The 18,872-nt window shown below is 56.0% G+C and carries 14 protein-coding genes; 8 read left to right on the top strand and 6 right to left on the bottom strand.

Annotation, left to right across the window (positions count from 1 at the left end; genetic code table 11):
* The first annotated feature begins 292 nt into the window (after positions 1–292).
* A complete protein-coding gene (istA, locus tag VMU57_RS17970) occupies positions 293–1,828 on the top strand; it encodes an IS21 family transposase (protein WP_325385929.1) in 1,536 nt (511 codons plus the stop codon).
* Positions 1,825–2,592, top strand: a complete 768-nt coding sequence (gene istB, locus VMU57_RS17965) for an IS21-like element helper ATPase IstB (protein ID WP_325385927.1) — start codon at positions 1,825–1,827, stop codon at positions 2,590–2,592. The genes istA and istB overlap by 4 nt, the downstream gene beginning before the upstream one ends.
* A gap of 297 nt (positions 2,593–2,889) precedes the next feature.
* On the opposite strand, the gene VMU57_RS17960 is transcribed toward istB, so the two are convergent.
* Together VMU57_RS17960 and VMU57_RS17955 are read right to left on the bottom strand one after the other, a co-directional pair.
* Positions 2,890–3,597 (bottom strand): IS630 family transposase, encoded by a 708-nt coding sequence (locus VMU57_RS17960; protein ID WP_325385925.1) that lies wholly within the window; start codon positions 3,595–3,597, stop codon positions 2,890–2,892.
* A 692-nt stretch (positions 3,598–4,289) separates the two neighbouring features.
* Positions 4,290–5,303 carry a hypothetical protein gene (locus VMU57_RS17955; RefSeq protein WP_325385923.1) on the bottom strand — a complete coding sequence of 338 codons (1,014 nt, stop codon included), beginning with the start codon at positions 5,301–5,303 and terminating at the stop codon, positions 4,290–4,292.
* 265 nt (positions 5,304–5,568) lie between these two features.
* On the opposite strand from VMU57_RS17955, the gene VMU57_RS17950 reads away from it, so the two are divergent.
* From VMU57_RS17950 to VMU57_RS17935, 4 genes are read left to right on the top strand one after another with little or no spacing between them, the layout of a single operon-like run.
* The gene (locus VMU57_RS17950) at positions 5,569–8,061 is read left to right on the top strand and encodes an N-6 DNA methylase (protein WP_325385921.1); all 2,493 of its coding nucleotides are present in this window, start codon (positions 5,569–5,571) and stop codon (positions 8,059–8,061) included.
* Positions 8,058–9,209: a restriction endonuclease subunit S gene (locus tag VMU57_RS17945; RefSeq protein ID WP_325385919.1), complete on the top strand. Its 1,152-nt coding sequence runs from the start codon at positions 8,058–8,060 to the stop codon at positions 9,207–9,209. Before VMU57_RS17950 ends, VMU57_RS17945 begins: the two co-directional genes overlap by 4 nt.
* The gene (locus VMU57_RS17940; protein ID WP_325385917.1) at positions 9,202–12,291 is read left to right on the top strand and encodes a type I restriction endonuclease subunit R; all 3,090 of its coding nucleotides are present in this window, start codon (positions 9,202–9,204) and stop codon (positions 12,289–12,291) included. Before VMU57_RS17945 ends, VMU57_RS17940 begins: the two co-directional genes overlap by 8 nt.
* Entirely contained in the window at positions 12,288–13,004 is a 717-nt protein-coding gene (locus tag VMU57_RS17935) for a SprT family zinc-dependent metalloprotease (RefSeq protein ID WP_325385915.1), read from the top strand. Before VMU57_RS17940 ends, VMU57_RS17935 begins: the two co-directional genes overlap by 4 nt.
* Positions 13,005–13,614: 610 nt before the next feature.
* Here the strand turns inward: VMU57_RS17935 and VMU57_RS17930 are convergent.
* From VMU57_RS17930 to VMU57_RS23165, 4 genes are all read right to left on the bottom strand, one after another.
* Complete coding sequence (locus VMU57_RS17930; protein WP_325385914.1) at positions 13,615–15,783, bottom strand: GNAT family N-acetyltransferase; 2,169 nt, start codon at positions 15,781–15,783, stop codon at positions 13,615–13,617.
* On the bottom strand, positions 15,776–16,075 hold the full coding sequence (locus VMU57_RS17925) for a hypothetical protein (RefSeq protein ID WP_325385912.1): 300 nt from the start codon (positions 16,073–16,075) through the stop codon (positions 15,776–15,778). Before VMU57_RS17925 ends, VMU57_RS17930 begins: the two co-directional genes overlap by 8 nt.
* A 168-nt stretch (positions 16,076–16,243) precedes the next feature.
* A complete protein-coding gene (locus VMU57_RS17920; protein ID WP_325385910.1) occupies positions 16,244–16,852 on the bottom strand; it encodes a hypothetical protein in 609 nt (202 codons plus the stop codon).
* A 300-nt stretch (positions 16,853–17,152) separates the two neighbouring features.
* Positions 17,153–17,659: a DEAD/DEAH box helicase gene (locus VMU57_RS23165; RefSeq protein ID WP_414648678.1), complete on the bottom strand. Its 507-nt coding sequence runs from the start codon at positions 17,657–17,659 to the stop codon at positions 17,153–17,155.
* Positions 17,660–18,102: 443 nt separating this feature from the next.
* Here VMU57_RS23165 and VMU57_RS17910 point away from each other — a divergent pair, with 443 nt between their 5' ends.
* Positions 18,103–18,408, top strand: a complete 306-nt coding sequence (locus tag VMU57_RS17910) for a hypothetical protein (RefSeq protein WP_325385906.1) — start codon at positions 18,103–18,105, stop codon at positions 18,406–18,408.
* Positions 18,409–18,433: 25 nt separating this feature from the next.
* A partial coding sequence (locus VMU57_RS17905; protein ID WP_325385904.1) for a hypothetical protein occupies positions 18,434–18,872 on the top strand: 439 nt, incomplete at its 3' end.

The raw sequence follows: 18,872 nt of genomic DNA, 5'->3' as shown, positions 1-18,872 counted from the left end.
GACTGCCCAGCGGCATTAAATAACCGATCCAACGGAGGATAAAAAGAAGTTTCGGCGGTTGCCGATCCCGTATTCCGTATCGCTCGAATATCGGAGAGGTACTGTTCAACGGAGTAAGATACGGCAGGCACTGTGACCCCATGATTTCATGCAAAGTTTAATGTTCACGATATCGGGTTTGATTCCCCAGTATAGGGGCCCTGATTTTGCTACCGTAATTTGGCCCCAGCTTGCCGACTAAATTTGGCCCCACCTGGAGCAACCGGCCTACCCTCTTTTCACGGAGGGCTAGGTGGACAGGAGAACGAAGGTGGAGCTATTCGAGCAGATTCGACGGGAGCATGAGTTTGGAGGGAGCAGCGTCCGTGCGGTGGCACGCAAGTTCAGCGTGCATCGGCGGATGGTCCGCCAGGCGCTGGCCAGCGCTGTACCACCGGAGCGTGTTTATAAGCCCCGCGAGTGTCCGCGATTGGGGCCGGTGATGCCGTTCATCGATGACATCCTGACCGCCGACCTGTCGGCACCGCGCAAGCAACGGCACACGGCGGCGAGGATCTATAAGCGGTTGCAGGTCGAGCGTCCAGACTTTCCGGTGGGCCAGTCGCGGGTGCGCGAGTATGTCAGCTTGCGCAAGCGGCAACTGGGGATGACCCGGCAGGAGGTGTTCATTCCGCAGAGCTATCCGCCAGCAGCTGAGGCGCAGGTTGACTGGTATGAAGCCTACGCCGATCTCGGCGGCGAGCGAGTGAAGTTGCAGGTCTTTACCATGCGCAGCATGTACAGCGGAGCGTCGTTCCATCGCGCCTATCCGCGTGCCACTCAGCAGGCTTTTCTGGAAGCTCACGAGCTGGCGTTCGCACGCTTTGGGGGTGTCTTTCATACGCTGCGCTATGACAACCTGACCAGCGCGGTGCGGCGGATCCTGCGCGGATACCGCCGCGAAGAGGCAGAGCGCTTCATCGCCTTCCGCTCGCACTGGCGCTACGCTGCTACCTTCTGCACACCCGGCGAGGGTCACGAAAAGGGCGGTGTCGAAGGCGAGGTCGGATACTTCCGCCGCAACCACTGGGTGCCGGTGCCCAGTGCCAGTAACCTGGCGGAGTTGAACCAACAGCTCGCCGTTGCCGCGATCGAAGACGAACAGCGGATCATCCATGGACGGACAGAGACGGTGGCGTATGCACTGGCTGCGGAGCGCGAGCGCTTGCTTCCGCCAGCGGCAGAGAGTTTCGACCTGGCTGACGTCAGTTTCCCGTTGGTCGATCGTCAGCGCTGCGTGCTGGTCAAGACCAGCGCCTACTCGACGCCGCTGCATCCGGGCACGGAAGCGGTGGTCAGGACCTACTCGGCCTACGTCGAGATATGGGCGCGTGGCAAGTGCGTCGCGCGGCACGAACGATGTTATCGCAAGCGTCAGCAGATCCTCGATCTCGAACACTATCTCGATGTGCTGGAGCGAAAGCCAGGTGCACTCGCGGGCTCGACACCGTTGGCACAGTGGCGTTCCCAGGGGCGATGGCCGACCAGCTACGACCTGCTCTGGCAGAGGATGATCGAACGCCTGGGCCGTCAGAACGGCACCCGCGAGATGATCTCGCTACTCGACCTAGGTCAGCATGCGGGAAGTGATCGACTCACCCATGCCATTGCTCAGGCCGTGGAACTGGGCTGCGCCGATGCCGCCGCAGTTCGCTATCTGCTCACCGCCCAAGAGCCGACGCGCAAGAAGCCCGACGCCATCGAACTTGGTCTGCTGGCACGATACGAACGCCCGCTGCCCACCCTCGAAGCCTACGACCACCTGCTCCAGGCGGGGGTGGCGCGATGAGCACCGTTCCCGCCTCTCTCCAGGAAGCTTCGATCCATGCGCATTGCAAGACGCTGCGTATCCCCACCATCGCCGCCCAGTACAGCCGCATCGCCGACCAAGCCACGCGCCAGGGACACTCTCACGTCCGCTATCTCGAAGCCTTACTCGCCGCCGAGGTCGAAGAGCGGCAGCAACGCAGGATCGCCTGGCGTCTCTCCGAAGCAAAACTGCCCAAGGTCAAGACTCTGGAAGACTTCGATTTCAACGCTTCCAGCGTCTCCACAACCCAGGTGCGTTCGCTGGCCGAAGGCAGCTACCTGGATCGCGCCGAGCCGGTCATCTTCCTCGGCGACACCGGCACCGGCAAGACCCACCTGATGACCGCCCTCTGCGTCGAAGCTTGTCGCCAGAACAAGCGCGTTCGTTTCACCACAGTCGCCGCGCTCATCAACGAACTGGTCGAAGCCAGCCACAACAGTCAACTCAGCCGCTCTCTCGCGCGATGGAAGAAGTGGGACCTCATCGCCCTCGACGAGATGGGCTACGTCCCCCTGGCAGAGGTCGGAGCCGAGATGCTCTTCCAGGTCATCGCCGATCGGGCAGAGAAGGCCGCCGTCATCATCACCACCAACCTGCCGTTCTCCGAGTGGTCGTCGGTCTTCCCCAACACCCGCCTCTGCAAGGCGCTGCTGGACCGCATCACCGATCGTGCTCACATCCTGGAGACCGGAAGCGAGTCCTACCGGTTCCGCCGCACCATGGAACGAAAGAAGAAAACCTGATTCAGGTGGGGCCAGATTTCACCGTCGATTTACTCCTCCTCCGCTACGCTCCGGAGGAGCAAATCGAACAACAATAACTCATTCCAAGGTGGGGCCAATATTCACCGGCACAGTGGGGCCAAGTTTCACTGACAGAAGCAGACCCTGTGTTGCATCGGAAACGAGGCGGAAAAATGCATAAAAATCTTCAAAATAGTTGTTTCCGGTCTTCCAGCTCGCCTGCAGGATTTGTATTTCAAATGGCGGAAGACGGCACTTTTTAGAATTTATCAACAACTTAGAGCATTTTCATGGTTGCTATAGAGTGCCGAAGCGGGTTCTGAACCATGCTTCGGCATTCTCTGGAGTAAGTTGTGGCAACAATTGGGAGAGGGCTTCGTCCAGTGCTTCTTTGGTTCGAGACTTGGCGGAACGAAGCAGCAATTTGAGTTTGGACCAAGCTTTTTCAATGGGGTTCAGGTCGGGCGAGTAGGGCGGAAGGTAGAGCAGTTCGGCCCCTGCCGCCGCAATCCTTTCGCGCACCCCTTGCGCCTTATGGGCGCTGAGATTATCCATCACCACCACATCGCCGGAGCGCAACTTGGGACACAAAACATGGTCTAGATAGGCCAGGAAAATATCGGTGTCGGTGGGTTCCTCGATGCTCATGGCCGCAATCATTCCGCGGCTGCTCATGGCCCCCAGAATAGTCAGGATTTTCCAGTGGCCCTGGGGCGCGGCCTCATGGATGCGCGCTCCGTCCCGGCTGCGGGCATAGAGCCTGGTCATTGAGGTGGTGACCCCACTTTCATCCAGATAAATCAAGCGTTCCGGCGAGGTCGCGCGGATTTTTTCAAGGAACTCGGCGCGCCGTTTTTGGTTGGCTTCCGTGTCCCGCTCGGCTGCGTGGAGCGACTTTTTTTCAGCCGGAAATTCATCCGCTTCAAGCGCAGCCACAAATAGGGAGTGCTGAAGCCAAACCCGGTCTGCTTTTTCAGCGCCGACTGCAACTCCCGCAGCGTCCATTCGGCGTTGTCTGTCAACAGCCGGGCCAGCACTTCCTCGTTGAGTCGGCTGCGCGGACCGGGCCGGTAGGACCGCCGTTCCACTTGACCGCTGCGCCTGCGGGCCGCGGAAATCTTCCACGCCCAACCTCGGCTCACGCCAAAGCGCGCGGCCAACTCCGCCAGGCTGGCCTCACCTCGGTCGTGAGCCTCCAGCAGCTTCCTTCGCAGATCATCCGAATATGCTCGCGCCATGGCATCTCATGTCGCGGATCATCGCCTCTGCTACTCTACACCATCAGATAATATGCTCTAGAGACTCGGGTCTCCACCAAAATGCCCGACCTAGTATAAGGTTTTTTCGAACATCACCGGATTTATGGCTTCACAGGATCAACATTAGAGTTCTTCCCGGGGTATCTGCGTATAGGTTGGATTTCTCCGTGGATGGGTGGGTGGATTCGAGGATCCAATTGTGATTTCTTTCCTCTCTCTCGCTTTGCCCACTGCGACTGAACTTTGCCGACTCCATCCTCTCGTTTCCGCCCCCGGCAAGCTTCTGCTCCCAATACTCCTTCGAGCGGTGCAAATTTCCCCTCGAACATTTAGCGCATGTAGCTGAAAGTCGGCATCGCACCAGTCTTCGGTATCGCAAGCAGGTAAGCAATGCGCGGAGCGTGGCCGGTTCATTTGTACTGAATCCGGTGATGACGCTCAACGCAGTTCAGGCAGAACGCACTGCCTATATTCAATCGGAATCGAGAATCTCTCTCTAAGCCTCGCAAGGTACTGATTGGCTTCTGGATCAAGACGCGGTTCGCCTACAATAAAGAGCTTTTCCGGTTCTATGCCGCTCAGCCAATAGGAGTATTCGAGGATCTGTGCCAGTCCTTCCCGGATGCAAGCGCGGGCGGAGAGTGATGTCTTGATCTCGTAAAACCACAGGTGGCCCTCCTCTGGTCTCACGACAACATCTACTTTCCCTGTCGCGGCCTTCCACTCGGTGGTGACGTTGTTTTCGCCATGCTCGTGCTGCAACTCTTCGTAAAGCAGAGATTGGAGTTCGTTATGGCGCAGATCAATATTCAGAATTCTCTCGGCCAGCGATGCCGTGGCATAGCGCCGCTTGATAGTGCAGCCGGGCCGGAATGGGACATCGACCGTATCTACAATCAATGTTGGAAACTCGTCGCGACCTTCAACGAATTGATACATTGCAAGAAGTCGGTCGAGATCGTCCACGATGAGGTCGAGGTCGATCGAATCTGTGGGTTGCATCTTACCTGCGAAAACAAACATCCCTCGGCGAACCAAATTCGGCCTTATTGAGGTAATTGGGCGGTCTGAATCTCTTCGATCGTTCCTGTCCCATTCCCACATGGACATGTCGGAGTATTCTGCCGAATGCAAATCGATGAACTCGTTGAAGCGGCGAACACTTGTCAATAATGCTTCTTCTGGATTGGGTAGCGATCGACTTGACTCAAACGAGAACGCGACTCCGTGTCGAAACATTCCTGGCTTATCGGTACCCACATTGAATTGCAATTCGCCGCGGCCACCGTAATGGTAGGCATATTTTTCACCAAAAGTCGTTTGTGGGCTAAAGATCGAATTGCCGGCCGAGCGTGAGAGGCCTTTGAGACCCTTCCGAATTTCTTGGAGGTGGCCGATTCCTCGTCCCTGCGCCCGTTTCTCAATCTCTGCAATTATTTCTGACAGCGACACGCTCTCTCCCCTCGCGACCGCGAACCTCGCATTCACGGCGCCTACGAAGATTAACACCCTACCTCCGACAGGGTATCGAGCAGAACCGACGAATCTCCATCACGCCTTTTCAGAAATCACCGCTCACTCGCCTCGGGAAGGTTTATGCTTGGTTCTGTTTACGGCGACAATCTGCAATGTCTCAGACGCGGTAAACCGCGCTGAGGTCCGTGGCGATTCTGAACCGAACCTGTGCGCAGATTGTCGGGCCAAACAACGTTGAGTTATGGCAATCAAAAAATCTGATCTCTATACATCTCTCTGGGCTTCTTGCGATGAGCTGCGCGGCGGCATGGATGCCAGCCAATACAAGGACTACGTCCTGTTCATGCTATTCATCAAGTACATCTCCGACAAATATGGCAATTCGGATGATTTCGCGCCGCCGGTAGTCATTCCGAAGGGCGCCAGCTTCAAAGATATGGTTGCCCTCAAGGGCAACAGCGACATCGGCAACAAGATCAATACGCAGGTCATTCAGCCGCTTATCGACGAGAACCCCCGCCTGGCGCGCAGCGACTTTCCAGATTTCAACGACCCGAACAAGCTCGGGGAGGGCTCCTCGAAGGTCGAACGTCTTTCCAATCTCATCTCCATCTTTCAGAAGCCGGAGCTGGACTTCTCGAAAAACCGCGCTGAGCACGACGATATTCTAGGCGATGCCTATGAATTCCTGATGCGGCATTTCGCTACGGAGAGCGGCAAGAGCAAAGGCCAGTTTTACACGCCTTCCGAAGTCAGTCGCATCATGGCGAAAGCGATAGGGATTTCTCCCGCGAACACCAAAGCCTCAACGACCGCCTATGACCCGACCTGTGGATCGGGTTCACTTCTACTCAAGGTCGCGGCTGCGGCCGGGCGGCGTATTACGCTCGAAGGCCAGGAAAAAGATGTGACCACTGCCGGTCTCGCGCGCATGAACACGATCCTGCATGATTTTCCGACCGCAACCATTCTCTCGGGCAACACGCTGTCCGATCCTAAATTCAAAGACGGCGAAAAGCTCCGCACCTACGATTATGTCGTTGCCAATCCGCCGTTCTCCGACAAGACCTGGTCTACCGGCCTCATTCCGGAGAAGGACAAATACCAGCGCTTTACCTGGGGCGTGCCGCCCAAGAAGCAGGGTGATTACGCGTACCTGCTGCACATCATTCGCTCGATGAAGAGCACCGGCAAGGCTGCGTGCATTCTGCCGCATGGAGTTCTCTTCCGCGGCAATGCTGAGGCTGTCATTCGCCAGCAGCTTGTGTTGTCCGGCTATCTCAAGGCCATCATCGGCCTTCCGCCGAATCTCTTTTACGGTACCGGCATCCCGGCGTGCATTCTCGTACTCGATAAAGAGAACGCCACCGCCCGCAAGGGCATCTTCATGATCGATGCCTCCAAAGGCTTCATGAAGGATGGGCCGAAAAACCGGCTCCGCGAACAGGATATTCATCGCATTGTGGATACCTTCACGCGGCAGGATGAGAGCGATCCACGCTATGCGCGCATGGTTCCGATATCAGAAATTGCCGACGCCAAAAATGGCTACAACCTCAATCTGCCTCGCTACATTGACAGCACAGAACCGGAAGATCTGCAGGACATCGACGGCCATCTGCGCGGCGGCATCCCGGTGCGGGACATCGACGATCCCGTCCGGCTGAAATCGTATTGGTCGATCCTTCCAGGCGTCCGGGACGCCCTGTTTGAGTCTGCTGGCCGCCCCGGTTACTGCCAGTTGCGGGTGCCGATCCGCGACATCAAGGCGACGATCTTCGATCATCCCGAGTTTGCGGCTTTCCAGAAAACGACCGATCAGCTTTTCGACCAATGGAAGACGGCAAATCAGCCGCGGCTCGATGGCTTTAAAAAGGATGGCCATCCCAAGCAACTCATCGAAGCGATCTCCGAGGATTTGCTCGCCACATTCAAGGCTGCGCCGCTCCTCGATGCCTACGGCCTCTATCAGCACCTGATGGACTATTGGGCCGAGACCATGCAGGACGACTGCTACCTGATCGCATTCGATGGGTGGAAAGTGGGCGCACAGCCGCGTGAGATTGTTCAGGTCAAGAACAAGGAAAACAAACTCGCCTGGCCGGAAAAGCATGATTTCAAGCGCGGCAAGCGGCGCTTCAAGTCTGACCTGATTCCCGCTGAGATTCTCATCGCCCGTTACTTTGTTCCGGAGCGCGACGCTATCGCCAGCCTCGAAGCGGAACTTGCCGCGATTGAGCAGCAGCTTGATGAAAAACGTGAAGAGCAGAGCGGCGAGGAGGGGCTTCTCAACGAAGTCATCGAAGGCGAAGGCGATAAGCAAAAAATCGCACCCAAGGACGTTAAGGCGCGCCTTAAGGAGATCGGCAAAGACCCCGATTATGCCGACGAGTGCGCGGCGCTCCAGGAGTATGCCACGCTTCTTGACGAAAAGGACTCGATCAAGGACCGGCTCAAGACTGCCGAGGAGGAATTGGAGACGAAGCTCGGCGCCAAGTATCCCAAGCTCACCGAGGACGAGATAAAGGCGCTTGTGGTGGATGACAAATGGCTCGCGAGAATCGCGGACGGCGTCCAGAGTGAACTCGACCGTGTCTCGCAGAACCTGACGGGCCGCATTCGCCAGCTTGCTGAGAGATACCAGATTCCTCTGCAGAAGCTAAGTGCTAACGTGGTAGCGCTCAGCGAACGCGTCGAAGGTCACCTTCGGTCAATGGGGGTGGACGAGCTATGAGACATGAAGCCATTCCAATTGGATGGATGAAGGTGCCACTCGCACACATTTGCGGTCGGATCACGACCGGAAAGCTTGATGCGAACGCGATGGTTGCTGACGGTGAATATCCTTTCTTTACTTGTGCAAGCGAAAGCTTCTGGATCAATCGGTATGCCTTCGATTGTGAAGCCCTTCTCGTTTCCGGCAACGGCGCAAATGTCGGTTATGTTCACTATTACAATGGAAAATTCAACGCCTATCAACGGACATACGTCTTAAGCGAATTCTCAGCCAATGCGAGATTCTTAAGGTATTTTCTTGATGAGAATCTCAAGCGTCGAATCCGTATCGAAGTGAATGCAAGCAATACTCCGTACATCACGATGAGCACGCTCACTGAAATGAGCGTGACACTACCGTCCGACTCAAAGGAACAGAATGATATCGCGGAGGCTCTGTACGATGTTGATGCACTTGTGGATGGACTCGAGCGGCTCATTTTCAAGAAGCGCGACCTCAAACAGGCCGCCATGCAGCAGCTCCTCACCGGTCAAACCCGCCTGCCGGGTTTCACGGCTGATTGGGTATCGAGGCCTTTCGGTGAGTTGGCAAGTCCGAGCAAGCAGCGTGTAGACCCAAGTCGGAGTGTGCAGCCCCTTTACTGCGTTGAGCTTGAACACATTAAATCTGGAGCTGGACGGCTAGTCGGCTCCGGAGCAACTAAAAACACGTCATCACAGAAGTCCATTTTCGAAAGTGATGACATTCTATTCGGTAGGCTTCGAGCCTATCTCAAGAAATACTGGCTCGCAGACCGCAGCGGGGTTTGTTCAACTGAAATCTGGGTACTAGAGGTGAACCGTGCGTTCGCGGTGCCATCTTATCTTGCACAGATAGTTCAACTCGACGCTTTCATCCAGGCAGCAAGTTCATCCTATGGGACTCACATGCCTCGTTCGGACTGGAATGTCGTTAAGAGGTTTGAAATTTTCCTGCCTGATTTGGACGAGCAAACCGCAATTGCGAACGCGCTTTCAGACATGGACGCAGAGTTGGCCGCACTAGAGCAACGCCTCGCCAAGACCCGCGACCTGAAACAGGCGATGATGCAGGAATTACTCACTGGCAAAACGCACCTGGTCGCTCCGGAGGTTGCGCATGCCTGAGCAGCCGCGCTCCGAGCGCCGTACACAGAACCGTGTCATCGACTTGTTTAGCGACAAGCAGCGCGCAGAATACCTCGGCTATCGATATCTTGGTGACTGGAACAAACGCCCAAACAACCGCTGCATCGAAGCGGAACTGCTGTGCGCCAACCTCACAGAGTGCGGCTATTCCCCGGCTCATATTTCTGCCGCCGTGCAGAAACTGATGGCTGCCGCCGACGCCACAGGCGTCACGCTTTACCAAGCCAACATGCGCACGTATCAACTTCTGCGCTATGGTATCCCTGTTCAAATCGCCGTCGGACAGCCGCACGACACGGTTCACCTTATCGACTGGGAACATCCGGAGAAGAACGATTTTGCTCTCGCCGAAGAGGTCACGCTACGAGGCGGCTATGAGCGCCGACCCGACCTGGTTCTCTATATCAACGGCATTGCCGTGAGCGTCATCGAGCTCAAAGGCAGCTCTGTGGAAGTGGGCGACGGCGTCCGCCAACTCATCACCAATCAGGAAGAAATCTTCAACAAGGACTTTTTCGCCACTGTGCAGTTCGTGTTCGCAGGCAGCGACTCCCAGGGGCTGCGCTTCGGCACCGTCACCACGAGGGAAGAGTTTTTTGTTGAATGGAAGCCATCCAATAGCGCGGAACTCACACCCGGGGCGTTGCTCGACCGGCCGCTGGCTGAGATGTGCGCGAAGTCCCGACTGCTCGACCTTATCCGCAACTTCATCATCTTCGACAACGGCATTAAGAAGGTCCCGCGCCCACATCAGTATGTGGGTGTGAAAAAGGCGCAGGAGCGCGTCCGCAAGCGCGAGGGCGGTGTCATATGGCACACGCAAGGGAGCGGAAAAAGCATCCTGATGGTGTTGCTTGCCAAGTGGATCATGGAGCACGACCCGGAGGCTCGCATCCTGGTCGTCACTGACCGCGACGAGCTGGACAAGCAGATTGAAGGCGTGATGAAGAACGCCGGTGTGATCGGGGAGAATTCGCCTTCGCCACGAATAACCTCGCGGGCCGAGTTCGTGACCAAGCTCGGCGACACGACGCCCCGGCTGCTGTGCGCTCTGATTCACAAATTCGACCCTTCCGACTTGAAGGGTGAACCGCCGCCAGTGCATGGGCATTTCTATGTTTTCGTGGATGAATGCCACCGCACGCAGGGTGGCGACATGAATCACCAGATGAAGCGTTGGCTCCCTCACGCGGTTTTCATCGGCTTCACGGGCACACCGCTGCTACGCAAAGACAAGCAGATGACGCGCGACGTCTTTGGTACCTACATCGATACATACAAGTTCCACCAGGCCGTCGCAGACGAGGTCATCCTGGACCTGAAGTATGAGGCCCGCGAAGTTCCGCAGCGGATTACCTCGCAAGCAGCCATCGATGCCTACTTCGCTCAAAAGACGAAGGGGCTGAATAATTTTCAACGCGCTGTCGTCCGCAAGACCTGGGCGAACATGGAGAAGTTGATGAGTGCCGGCGAGCGCAAGCAGCGCATTATCGCCAGCATCATTGAGGATTTCACCCTGAGGCCCCGCCTCAATAATGACCGGGGTACGGCGCTTCTGGTCGCGGCCAGCATCTATGACGCCTGTCATTATTACCGGCTTTTCCAGAACGCGCCTTTCGGCACGTATTGCGGCATCATCACATCCTATGAACCCAACCACAATGCCATCTCTCGCGAGCCCAAGGAGAGCGACGAGAGATACAAGTTCGATACTTACACGAAGCATGTTCTGAAGAATGGCCAGATCACGAAAGTGTATGAAGACGAGGCCAAGCGTCGTTTTATCGAAGAGGCTGCGAACCTCAAGTTGCTCATCGTGGTGAGCAAGCTATTGACTGGGTTCGATGCGCCGAGTTGCACCTACATCTATCTCGACAACGAGCTACACGATCACAATCTTTTCCAGGCCATCTGCCGGACCAATCGGCTCGATGGCGATGATAAGGACTTTGGCTATATCGTCGATTTCAAGGAACTGTTCGGCGACGTGCAGGAGGCGATCGCGGTGTACAGTTCTGACGAGTTGGACATCGAAGAGGGCGGAGCAGGGGACAATAACGTCCAGCTCAAGGATTGGCTAGTCGAAGGCAAGAAACAGCTCGATCTGGCCCGCGAGGCGCTGCGCTACCTATGCGATCCCGTGCCGCCCCCGCGTGACATAGAGCAATATCTCCATCACTTCTGCGGAGACGCCGGTAATCCGAACGCGCTTGCGGAGACCGAGCCGCTGCGTGTCTCTTTCTATAAAGCCGTAGCCAAATTCGTTCGCGCCTATGCTGACCTGGCACAGAATCTTAGCGACGCGGGCTACTCCGACGCCGAGATAGCGGCGTTACAGAATGACGTCGAGTTCTATGGTGACATCCGCGCCGCAATTAAGAAACATTCCGGTGAGGAACTCGACATCAAGCCTTACGAAGCGGACATGCGGCACCTCCTGAACAGTTACGTTCGAGCGGACCCCGCTGCCGATCTGGGCAACCTCAATTCGCTCTCGCTGACCGAGGCCATCATTGATACCGGCATCCATGATGCGATTGCGCGCAAACTCAACGAGAAGGGCAAGCTCTCCCGCAATGCCATCGCTGAGGGGATCATCAATAATGTGCGCAAAACGATCATCCGGGACCAGCTAACCGATCCTCGCTTTTACGCCGAAATGTCGAAACTGCTTGAAGACCTGATTAAGCAGAGCCGCGCCGACGCGGTGGCGTACGAGGCTTTTTTAAAGCGTGCGGAAGATTTGGTGAAGTGCCTAGCGCAGAAGGGTGGTGGGGATCACCCAGCAATCTTGAACGGACTCGCAAGCGCGATCGTATTGTTCAACAATCTGGCCAGCATCCCGGCAACTACGTTCCAATGCCCAGCAGACGATCAGGCCAAGGCAAAACTTGCGGTCGATATCGATCTGACTATGCGCGAAAACGCTCCCGCGGGGTGGAGGGGAGATGATACCCGAGAAAAGCAAGTGCTGAACGCCCTCTTTCCGCTGATGTCGCGTGACCGGCAAGCGACGCAAGCAATCTTCGACATCATCAAGAACCAGCCTGATTACCTATGAGCGAGAGGATCCAAATCGGTGATGTTTCAATTCTTGTCAGCCGAAAGGCGGTCAAGAATGTTCATCTGTCGGTGCATCCGCCGAATGGACGGGTGACGCTTGTAGCTCCAAATACGACGCGTCTCGAAGTTGCCCGCGCCTATGCGATTTCGAAGCTCGGCTGGATACGCGAGCAACAATCCAAACTTCATAATCAGGCTCGCGAGGCACCGCGCGAATTCGTAGAGCGGGAGAGCCATTATGTCTGGGGACGACGCTATCTCTTGAGTGTCTACTACCGAGAGACGAAGCCGTTCATCTCTCTCGACCACAGGCGAATTAATCTCACAGTGCGGCCTGGCAGCGGTCCTCAAAAGCGTGCCGAAGTGATGCACGAGTGGCATAAGTCGCTAATGCACCAAGTAGTGCCGTCACTGATTCATAAGTGGGAGCCGAAGTTGAAGGTGACTGTGGAACGGTATTTTCTGCAAAGAATGAAAACGAAGTGGGGGAGCTGCAATCATCGTGCAGGCCACATCCGCTTGAACACACAGTTGGTCACGAAGCCGAAGGACTTGCTCGAATATGTCATTGTCCACGAAATGGTCCATCTAATAGAGCCGAGCCATAGCGATCGCTTTCTGACCATCCTTGAAAAGCATTATCCAAGTTGGCGGGAGGCTCGGGTCGAGCTCAACGAATTGCCGCTAGCCGCGGAAGCGTGGAGCAGATGATCGCCATATAGGTACATTGCCAAACCCGGATTGAGAGAGGTGGCAGGCAGATTTGTTGAGCTCGACAGGGGAATACTTAAATGCCTCGAGGCATGGATTCAAATACGGAACTCGCATCCGGCTTTACTGTTTCGCAATACCTCAAGCTGCGGCCTAAGTTGTCCGCCTCGTTAGGGTTAATATGGGAGCCGACCTTACGCGAGCGAGTCTCGAGAGAGCGGCGACCTCCTTCGCGCTCAGCCGCTTGAAAAACTGTGGCGGCTGAAAGAAACCAATTCGGTTTCTAATCGTACTAAGGTCGACCGCGGGCGTGATCGCGCGGACTTCAACTAAGAGAATCGCACATCCGTTCCTGCAGCCCTTGAAGTATTCATCAAACTCGATGCGTGAAATCCCGATCCGGCCCCAGTATTCGGACCAAATCCCGCCAAGATCCCCAACGTGGATACGCTGGACACGTGCGTTTCCCTCTATTCTGGCGCTTGGTGCCTTCGAATAGAGCCAAACGCGGGTACCGGCCTCAACTCGAACTCGTCGGCGACGAAGCTCGACGGTTTTCCTGCCCTCGAGAATCGCCTTGGTGTAGCCGGGGCGCAGTGAAATTAGGATGTCAGGACAGTCGGACACTTCCTTTTCCCTCCTCAATAATGATCGACCCAGTTGCTTCCTCGATTTGCCGGGCCGTAACGAAATTGGTACCATCGGCGCAACCCAATTCCCGAAGACGCGACAACTCAACGGGGCATTCAAAACGGAACAGCTGGTTAAAGAAGGTCAGCCCCACCTTGTTCCGTGAACTCATGTTTCTGACCTCCTCAGAACTCAAAACTCCGCGCCGACTCGTCTCGATGCCGATTTCCGAATTCTCCTTAACCGCAGTGCGGGTGATCTGCGCGGCAGCAATCGCTGCGCCGCGCCCGCTGTTGCTGCCAATTGATTCATAAAATAGAATCACGGCCCCCGGCACAAGCACAGACAGAGCCCGGGGGGTACTGACGTACAGCTTCTCCCCGAGTACGGAAGCCTCTGGCGCAGGAAACAGGGGGCGCTGCTTCGCAGTGTCGAGAAGCTGATCCGCGTAAGGGCGTTGAATCGGAACTACAACGACTGGTCGCTTGGGAATCACGAGGATCGCAGGGCCAAAATGGGATTCAAACTCCTGGAGTGAAATCGCTTGCACTGAAGTGCCATCCATACAAATTGCGATAGCCGTGTCCGGACCCGAATATTCGGGAGGGCTCGTGGGTAAAGCGAAACCAAACAAATCCAACAACTCAGACCGGGCAGCTCCCCAAGAAGCGGGTGTAAGGATCTTGCCCAGACAGTACTTGTGCAGGGCGGTCCCCCCATCCGGGGCTGTGAAACCCTTGAAACCCTGACCCCTTGCATACTCAATTGCTTCGCGGTTCGCGCGTCCTCGATTAAGCACCACACACGCTGGACGGGCGAAACAAGAGTCCCTAAACATTGTGTCGAGAAGCACATCACACGCCAACTCCCCGACTGAGCTATCGGGGTCCAGCCCCAGCCATGCCACCGTTGAGGATTTAGGACCCCGGCTCGCGTCCCATGCTGCAAATCCGACAATCTCGCCGGCTACAGAGACGACGACCCGATGACGCGGACAGGCAGACTGGCCGGGCTCAACAGCGCTCGCCGCCTGCCTATCCGTCATAGAACACGTCTTGAGGAAGCTCTCCGCCTCCTGCCTCCTTGCTTCCTCTAGTTCGGAAACCTCAATAACTACTCCGTCTGGGGACTCTGCGAGAGCTTGTGCAGCAGTCCACTGTGAAGGCATGTAAAGTTCCGCCAACTCCGCCGGACCTAGCACCTCTATACCGTAAAGGTCCCGCAAGGCTGTCCGCTTTCCAAGAATCCACTCGTCGCTTGTAACGAATCCTGCGGCCTTGTGATAGATCATCGTCGCAAGGTGCGTCAGGTCCGACCGATCGCGCTCCCGCAATGATCCGGAAATCGCACGTGAAGGAAAAACTATTTCCGCCAATTGCCCCCTCAGGCTGTTAAGGAAAAGCGCCGGTACGCGAGTGAACTGAGGCAGACTCATCGCGAGTTGGAGTACCGGATCAGGTTCCTGCTCCCGGGCAGCACGCGAAAGCTCCTCGACGAATTCCTGCGCGACAAACAGTCGAAGAATTCCGCTCATTGAGGCTGTCATTAAGCGCTTCGCGTATTCTCCACGAGGCCGGTTCTTGAGAACATCCAAAAGCACATTGACGTCCAAAGCGAATATGGGATGTTCGGGTTTTGGATGCTTGGGAAGGGAAAATGCCCGGGCCCCTTTCGGACTGCTGAACAGCGTTGGGCTGTTGAGCTCACGTCTCCGAATATTAATCATGCGCCCGGTTGTAACGCCTCCACTCACGGTCCTAATCTCCACAAAGCCCATGCGCTCCCAGAACACATTGGCGGGGAGATCAGCAGCTACCCGAGCGCTTATCGTAATGTAATACTGCTCCTCCGCTTCTGAAACTAAGGCTTCGATGAGCTTTTGGCCGATATCGCGTCCTCGGAACTGAGGCATCGTATAAATCTGGAAAACTCGGAGGTGCGGGAATTTTCCACCAAACAACAGATGCCCCGCATAATATTCCTGCCCAGCAACATCAACAGTCGCGACGTACAACTTCCCCTGAGCAGCCGCTTCCGCGTACGCAGATCGGGGCAGAAAACCCAGCAGGTCGCGCTGTGCGTCCCCCTGTTCCTGGACGAGGCCGCAATAGCGATTTACTTCCGCAGGACGCTTGTGAATCTTAGCCATTCAGCCCCCACGTTAAGACGATTCCATCCGCACGCATCGTAAGCATCGCCACTTCAAGCTTCGCGAGGCCACCCTGCGTCTCCTCGAAAAGTGCGCGATAGCGCGGGAAATCTGGAAATGCGAGCGCGACCACAGCCTTCGGATACTTCGTTTGCAAGCGCATGACTTTGAGCAGTGCGTGCGAGCAGCACTGCTGCGCCTGATTGGTCGGATTGGTGGGTTTCACTTCCTCAAAGCGGCGTGGATCGCGGTAGCTCTTTGACGGATACCCCTTGACTTCTATAAGCAGCATCCTGCCGCCTCGACTAGCCTGGAGGTCCACCCCCCGCTCTTTAGAGCGCGTATCTGCCTTACCAGTTATCATCCACCCTTCCCTAGAGAGGCAGGCGGCAATCGTCTCGATGATGTTACCCTCCCAATACCAATCCTGAGTGATATCTATTTTCCTCTCCTGACCAGTCTAGATTCCACCACGGAAGGTCTCCGGAAGTCGCCGCTTCTCACTGTGTCTTTCGAGACCCAATTTGCGCATGTCCGAATTGCCGATTGCCGCCGAAATTCTGAACTCGTAATATCCTCGTTTGCCAAGCTCTGTGATTGCTCTTTCGCGGTTGTCGAACTCCTGGTTACGCATGCGCACATTAAGGTCTCCGACGATTCGCTCTTCCAGAACCCATCTACCTGTGGTCAGCGGAACCGCCGCTCCGGGAAAATTATCCGACCAAGTGAGCAGCCGGTGCTGATTATCGCGTGAATCCTGCCACATGCAAAGGTACTGTTTAGGGGCCGGCAGCGTCGGCGACCCTCTGGCCTTCACTGGCTTGAGTGACCGCCGTGGGACGACAGCAGCGACATCCTTTTTCCTCTGCTGCCGCGCAGGCATGCTGGTTGGCCTGAGCACTCCCATCCTGATCAGGGTGTTTATTGCTTGCCGCGATACCAGAGTCTTCTCGTACTTCTGAATGCCATCGTCAGTGACCTTGGGCGGTGAATGCTCTTGTCCGCCGCTGGCGGGACGGGCGAATGCATCATTTGACGCGCTGTAGACGAACCGATTATCGAGCAGCATCGATCGTCTGCGAAGCTTTTCCTCCTTAGTCGCCCGGCGGATGTCTGTTGCTCGCTGAACCGCTGCCTTTGATCGCTTCTTACGCTTGTTTGCTTTCTGGCCTGGCATCGGAGTTCCTTACCCTCAAAGTGGCAGTTAAATTATGACCGTGCTGTTTTCTATGACGCGCCAGATTCGCGCGGCGGAGACCGGTTCGCGCTTGAAGAAGAGGTACAGATTCCAGAAGGTCCGGCTTCGACTGACGGATCAGATCGCGCTTGTCCTGATCCTCCTGACCGGTATACCGCGCCAATGTGGGCCTCAGCCTTTCCGGCAGGTTAGCCTGGTCGATGAACTTCTCGAGTTCTGCCATCGGCAGTTGGCCAGTGCGTTCATTGAACACACGACGATTGCGCGAGTTCGGCTCGGCTTGCCGCCGACACAGGCTCGGATCGCCCAGTCGATGATTGGAATAAAAAAGCACAGAGACTTGCCAGAGTCCGTGCAAGTGGTCACCGCAAAGCTCTGCTGGGGCGCCGCTCTGGTTATGGCCTGAGACTGATGGCGGAAAAGAGTGATCGGCTTGCCATCAATCCGAAAGATTCGCTCCGTTTCCGGATGCAACGTCCCTTCCACCACCAACTTTGAGAGCGCAGCACCATTCTGGAAATGGAGATTGATGCTGATAAGTGGCACTGTCCAGAATCTGCCGAAGGCGTAGACACGGTCGACCTGCTCCCGAATATCGTGCGCTCGGATTTTGGTGAAGGAACGGGCGAACCGTTCGTAGTCCTGAAGCAGGGCGCGATCCAGATCGAATACATCCATCGGTATTCTCCGCAGCTCTCAGCGGGAGCCGCCCCGGGGAAATCGGACCACAAGGAACAAGTACGCGCGAACCGCGGCCGAGTCCGGTACCGAAATATCACGCCATACGGCGCCATAGCTCAACCTTGGCTCTTGATCAGGCCAAATCAGTGATGCCCTATGACAAACATAGATCGAACTCGGTACCGACAAACACGCGTAGGTATTGAACTAAAGAAAATCGTGTGGACACAGTTCCGACCCGCCATTGGAAAGGTCGAAAATCCGAGTTGCTTTTACGTTGATCACGCCCGCTGGCTTTCTCGGACGGTGCTATCCACTGCATCGATCGGAACTCCCATGACTCATTGTTGATCTCAATTAACAATCATCGCAGACCAGGGCGATCTTGTGGCTTTTTTCCTTGTCTTTGGTGCGGCGGCCGGATCGGTCAGAATCAAGTCATGAAGGATATAACTAACTTGCACGTACCGTTCGCACAGCTTCCTATTGAAGCTCGTGTCCTGTTCGCGATTTATGCCTCGGCCGCTGCGCCGCGATTTGGTTCCACTCCGCCGGAGCTATCCACATTGCTACTGCAGGTTGAGGAGGTTTGGAATGCCAACCGGCTCACGCGGCTCGAACTTTCTGATCCCGTCCGGATAACCGCTCTTTTGAAGTCCTATGTCTCTCCATCGATTCGTGCTGAAAAGAAGAGCACTGTTCGCACCCGCAAACGTCGTAAACAAAACAAAGGAGCACAATCCTAATCTCGGCTTCGTATACTGATGGAACATGTCTGAGACTCGTGACAAGCGCCGTCGGACGGATCTCGATCTATTTGTGCTGGCTTTGATCGATAGCGGGATTTCGACTCCTTACGACTTCCAGAAATCTGCGGGGCTTTCCCCTGGAGCAACCATTCCGGCATTGCAAAGATTGTTGAAGGCCGGGTGCGTGCGCCAGGGGAAGCCAGGGAGCCGAGGCCGAACGAACCACAGCATTACTCCAGCGGGCAGGAAACTTCTGAAGGGCGGCTGGCGCGTTCTTCTCGAGGATGGTCCCAGCGGCGATCTCGATGCCGATCTTCGAATTGCGCTGCTGGTATTGTGGGCAGGCGGGAAACGCCAGCTGGCCACTGACTTTCTTCAGCAATCGGCCTCGAAGAAGTTGGAGTCGATCGAATGGCTGCAAGCGGAAGAGGAAAGCGGTTCTATTTCTTCTCTTGCGAATT

It is taken from the genome of Edaphobacter sp., assembly GCF_035532915.1.
Taxonomy (GTDB): domain Bacteria; phylum Acidobacteriota; class Terriglobia; order Terriglobales; family Acidobacteriaceae; genus Edaphobacter.
This window is presented reverse-complemented; position numbering and strand designations above follow the sequence as displayed.

Coding starts and splice junctions, on each gene's coding strand:
- VMU57_RS17935 (WP_325385915.1), top strand. CDS start 12,288: ATGAGCGAGAGGATCCAAATCGGTGATGTTTCAATTCTTGTCAGCCGA.
- VMU57_RS17910 (WP_325385906.1), top strand. CDS start 18,103: ATGAAGGATATAACTAACTTGCACGTACCGTTCGCACAGCTTCCTATT.
- VMU57_RS17960 (WP_325385925.1), bottom strand. CDS start 3,597: ATGGACGCTGCGGGAGTTGCAGTCGGCGCTGAAAAAGCAGACCGGGTT.
- VMU57_RS17920 (WP_325385910.1), bottom strand. CDS start 16,852: ATGCTGCTCGATAATCGGTTCGTCTACAGCGCGTCAAATGATGCATTC.
- VMU57_RS17925 (WP_325385912.1), bottom strand. CDS start 16,075: ATGCTGCTTATAGAAGTCAAGGGGTATCCGTCAAAGAGCTACCGCGAT.
- VMU57_RS23165 (WP_414648678.1), bottom strand. CDS start 17,659: ATGGATGTATTCGATCTGGATCGCGCCCTGCTTCAGGACTACGAACGG.
- VMU57_RS17930 (WP_325385914.1), bottom strand. CDS start 15,783: ATGGCTAAGATTCACAAGCGTCCTGCGGAAGTAAATCGCTATTGCGGC.
- istB (WP_325385927.1), top strand. CDS start 1,825: ATGAGCACCGTTCCCGCCTCTCTCCAGGAAGCTTCGATCCATGCGCAT.
- VMU57_RS17950 (WP_325385921.1), top strand. CDS start 5,569: ATGGCAATCAAAAAATCTGATCTCTATACATCTCTCTGGGCTTCTTGC.
- VMU57_RS17945 (WP_325385919.1), top strand. CDS start 8,058: ATGAGACATGAAGCCATTCCAATTGGATGGATGAAGGTGCCACTCGCA.
- VMU57_RS17940 (WP_325385917.1), top strand. CDS start 9,202: ATGCCTGAGCAGCCGCGCTCCGAGCGCCGTACACAGAACCGTGTCATC.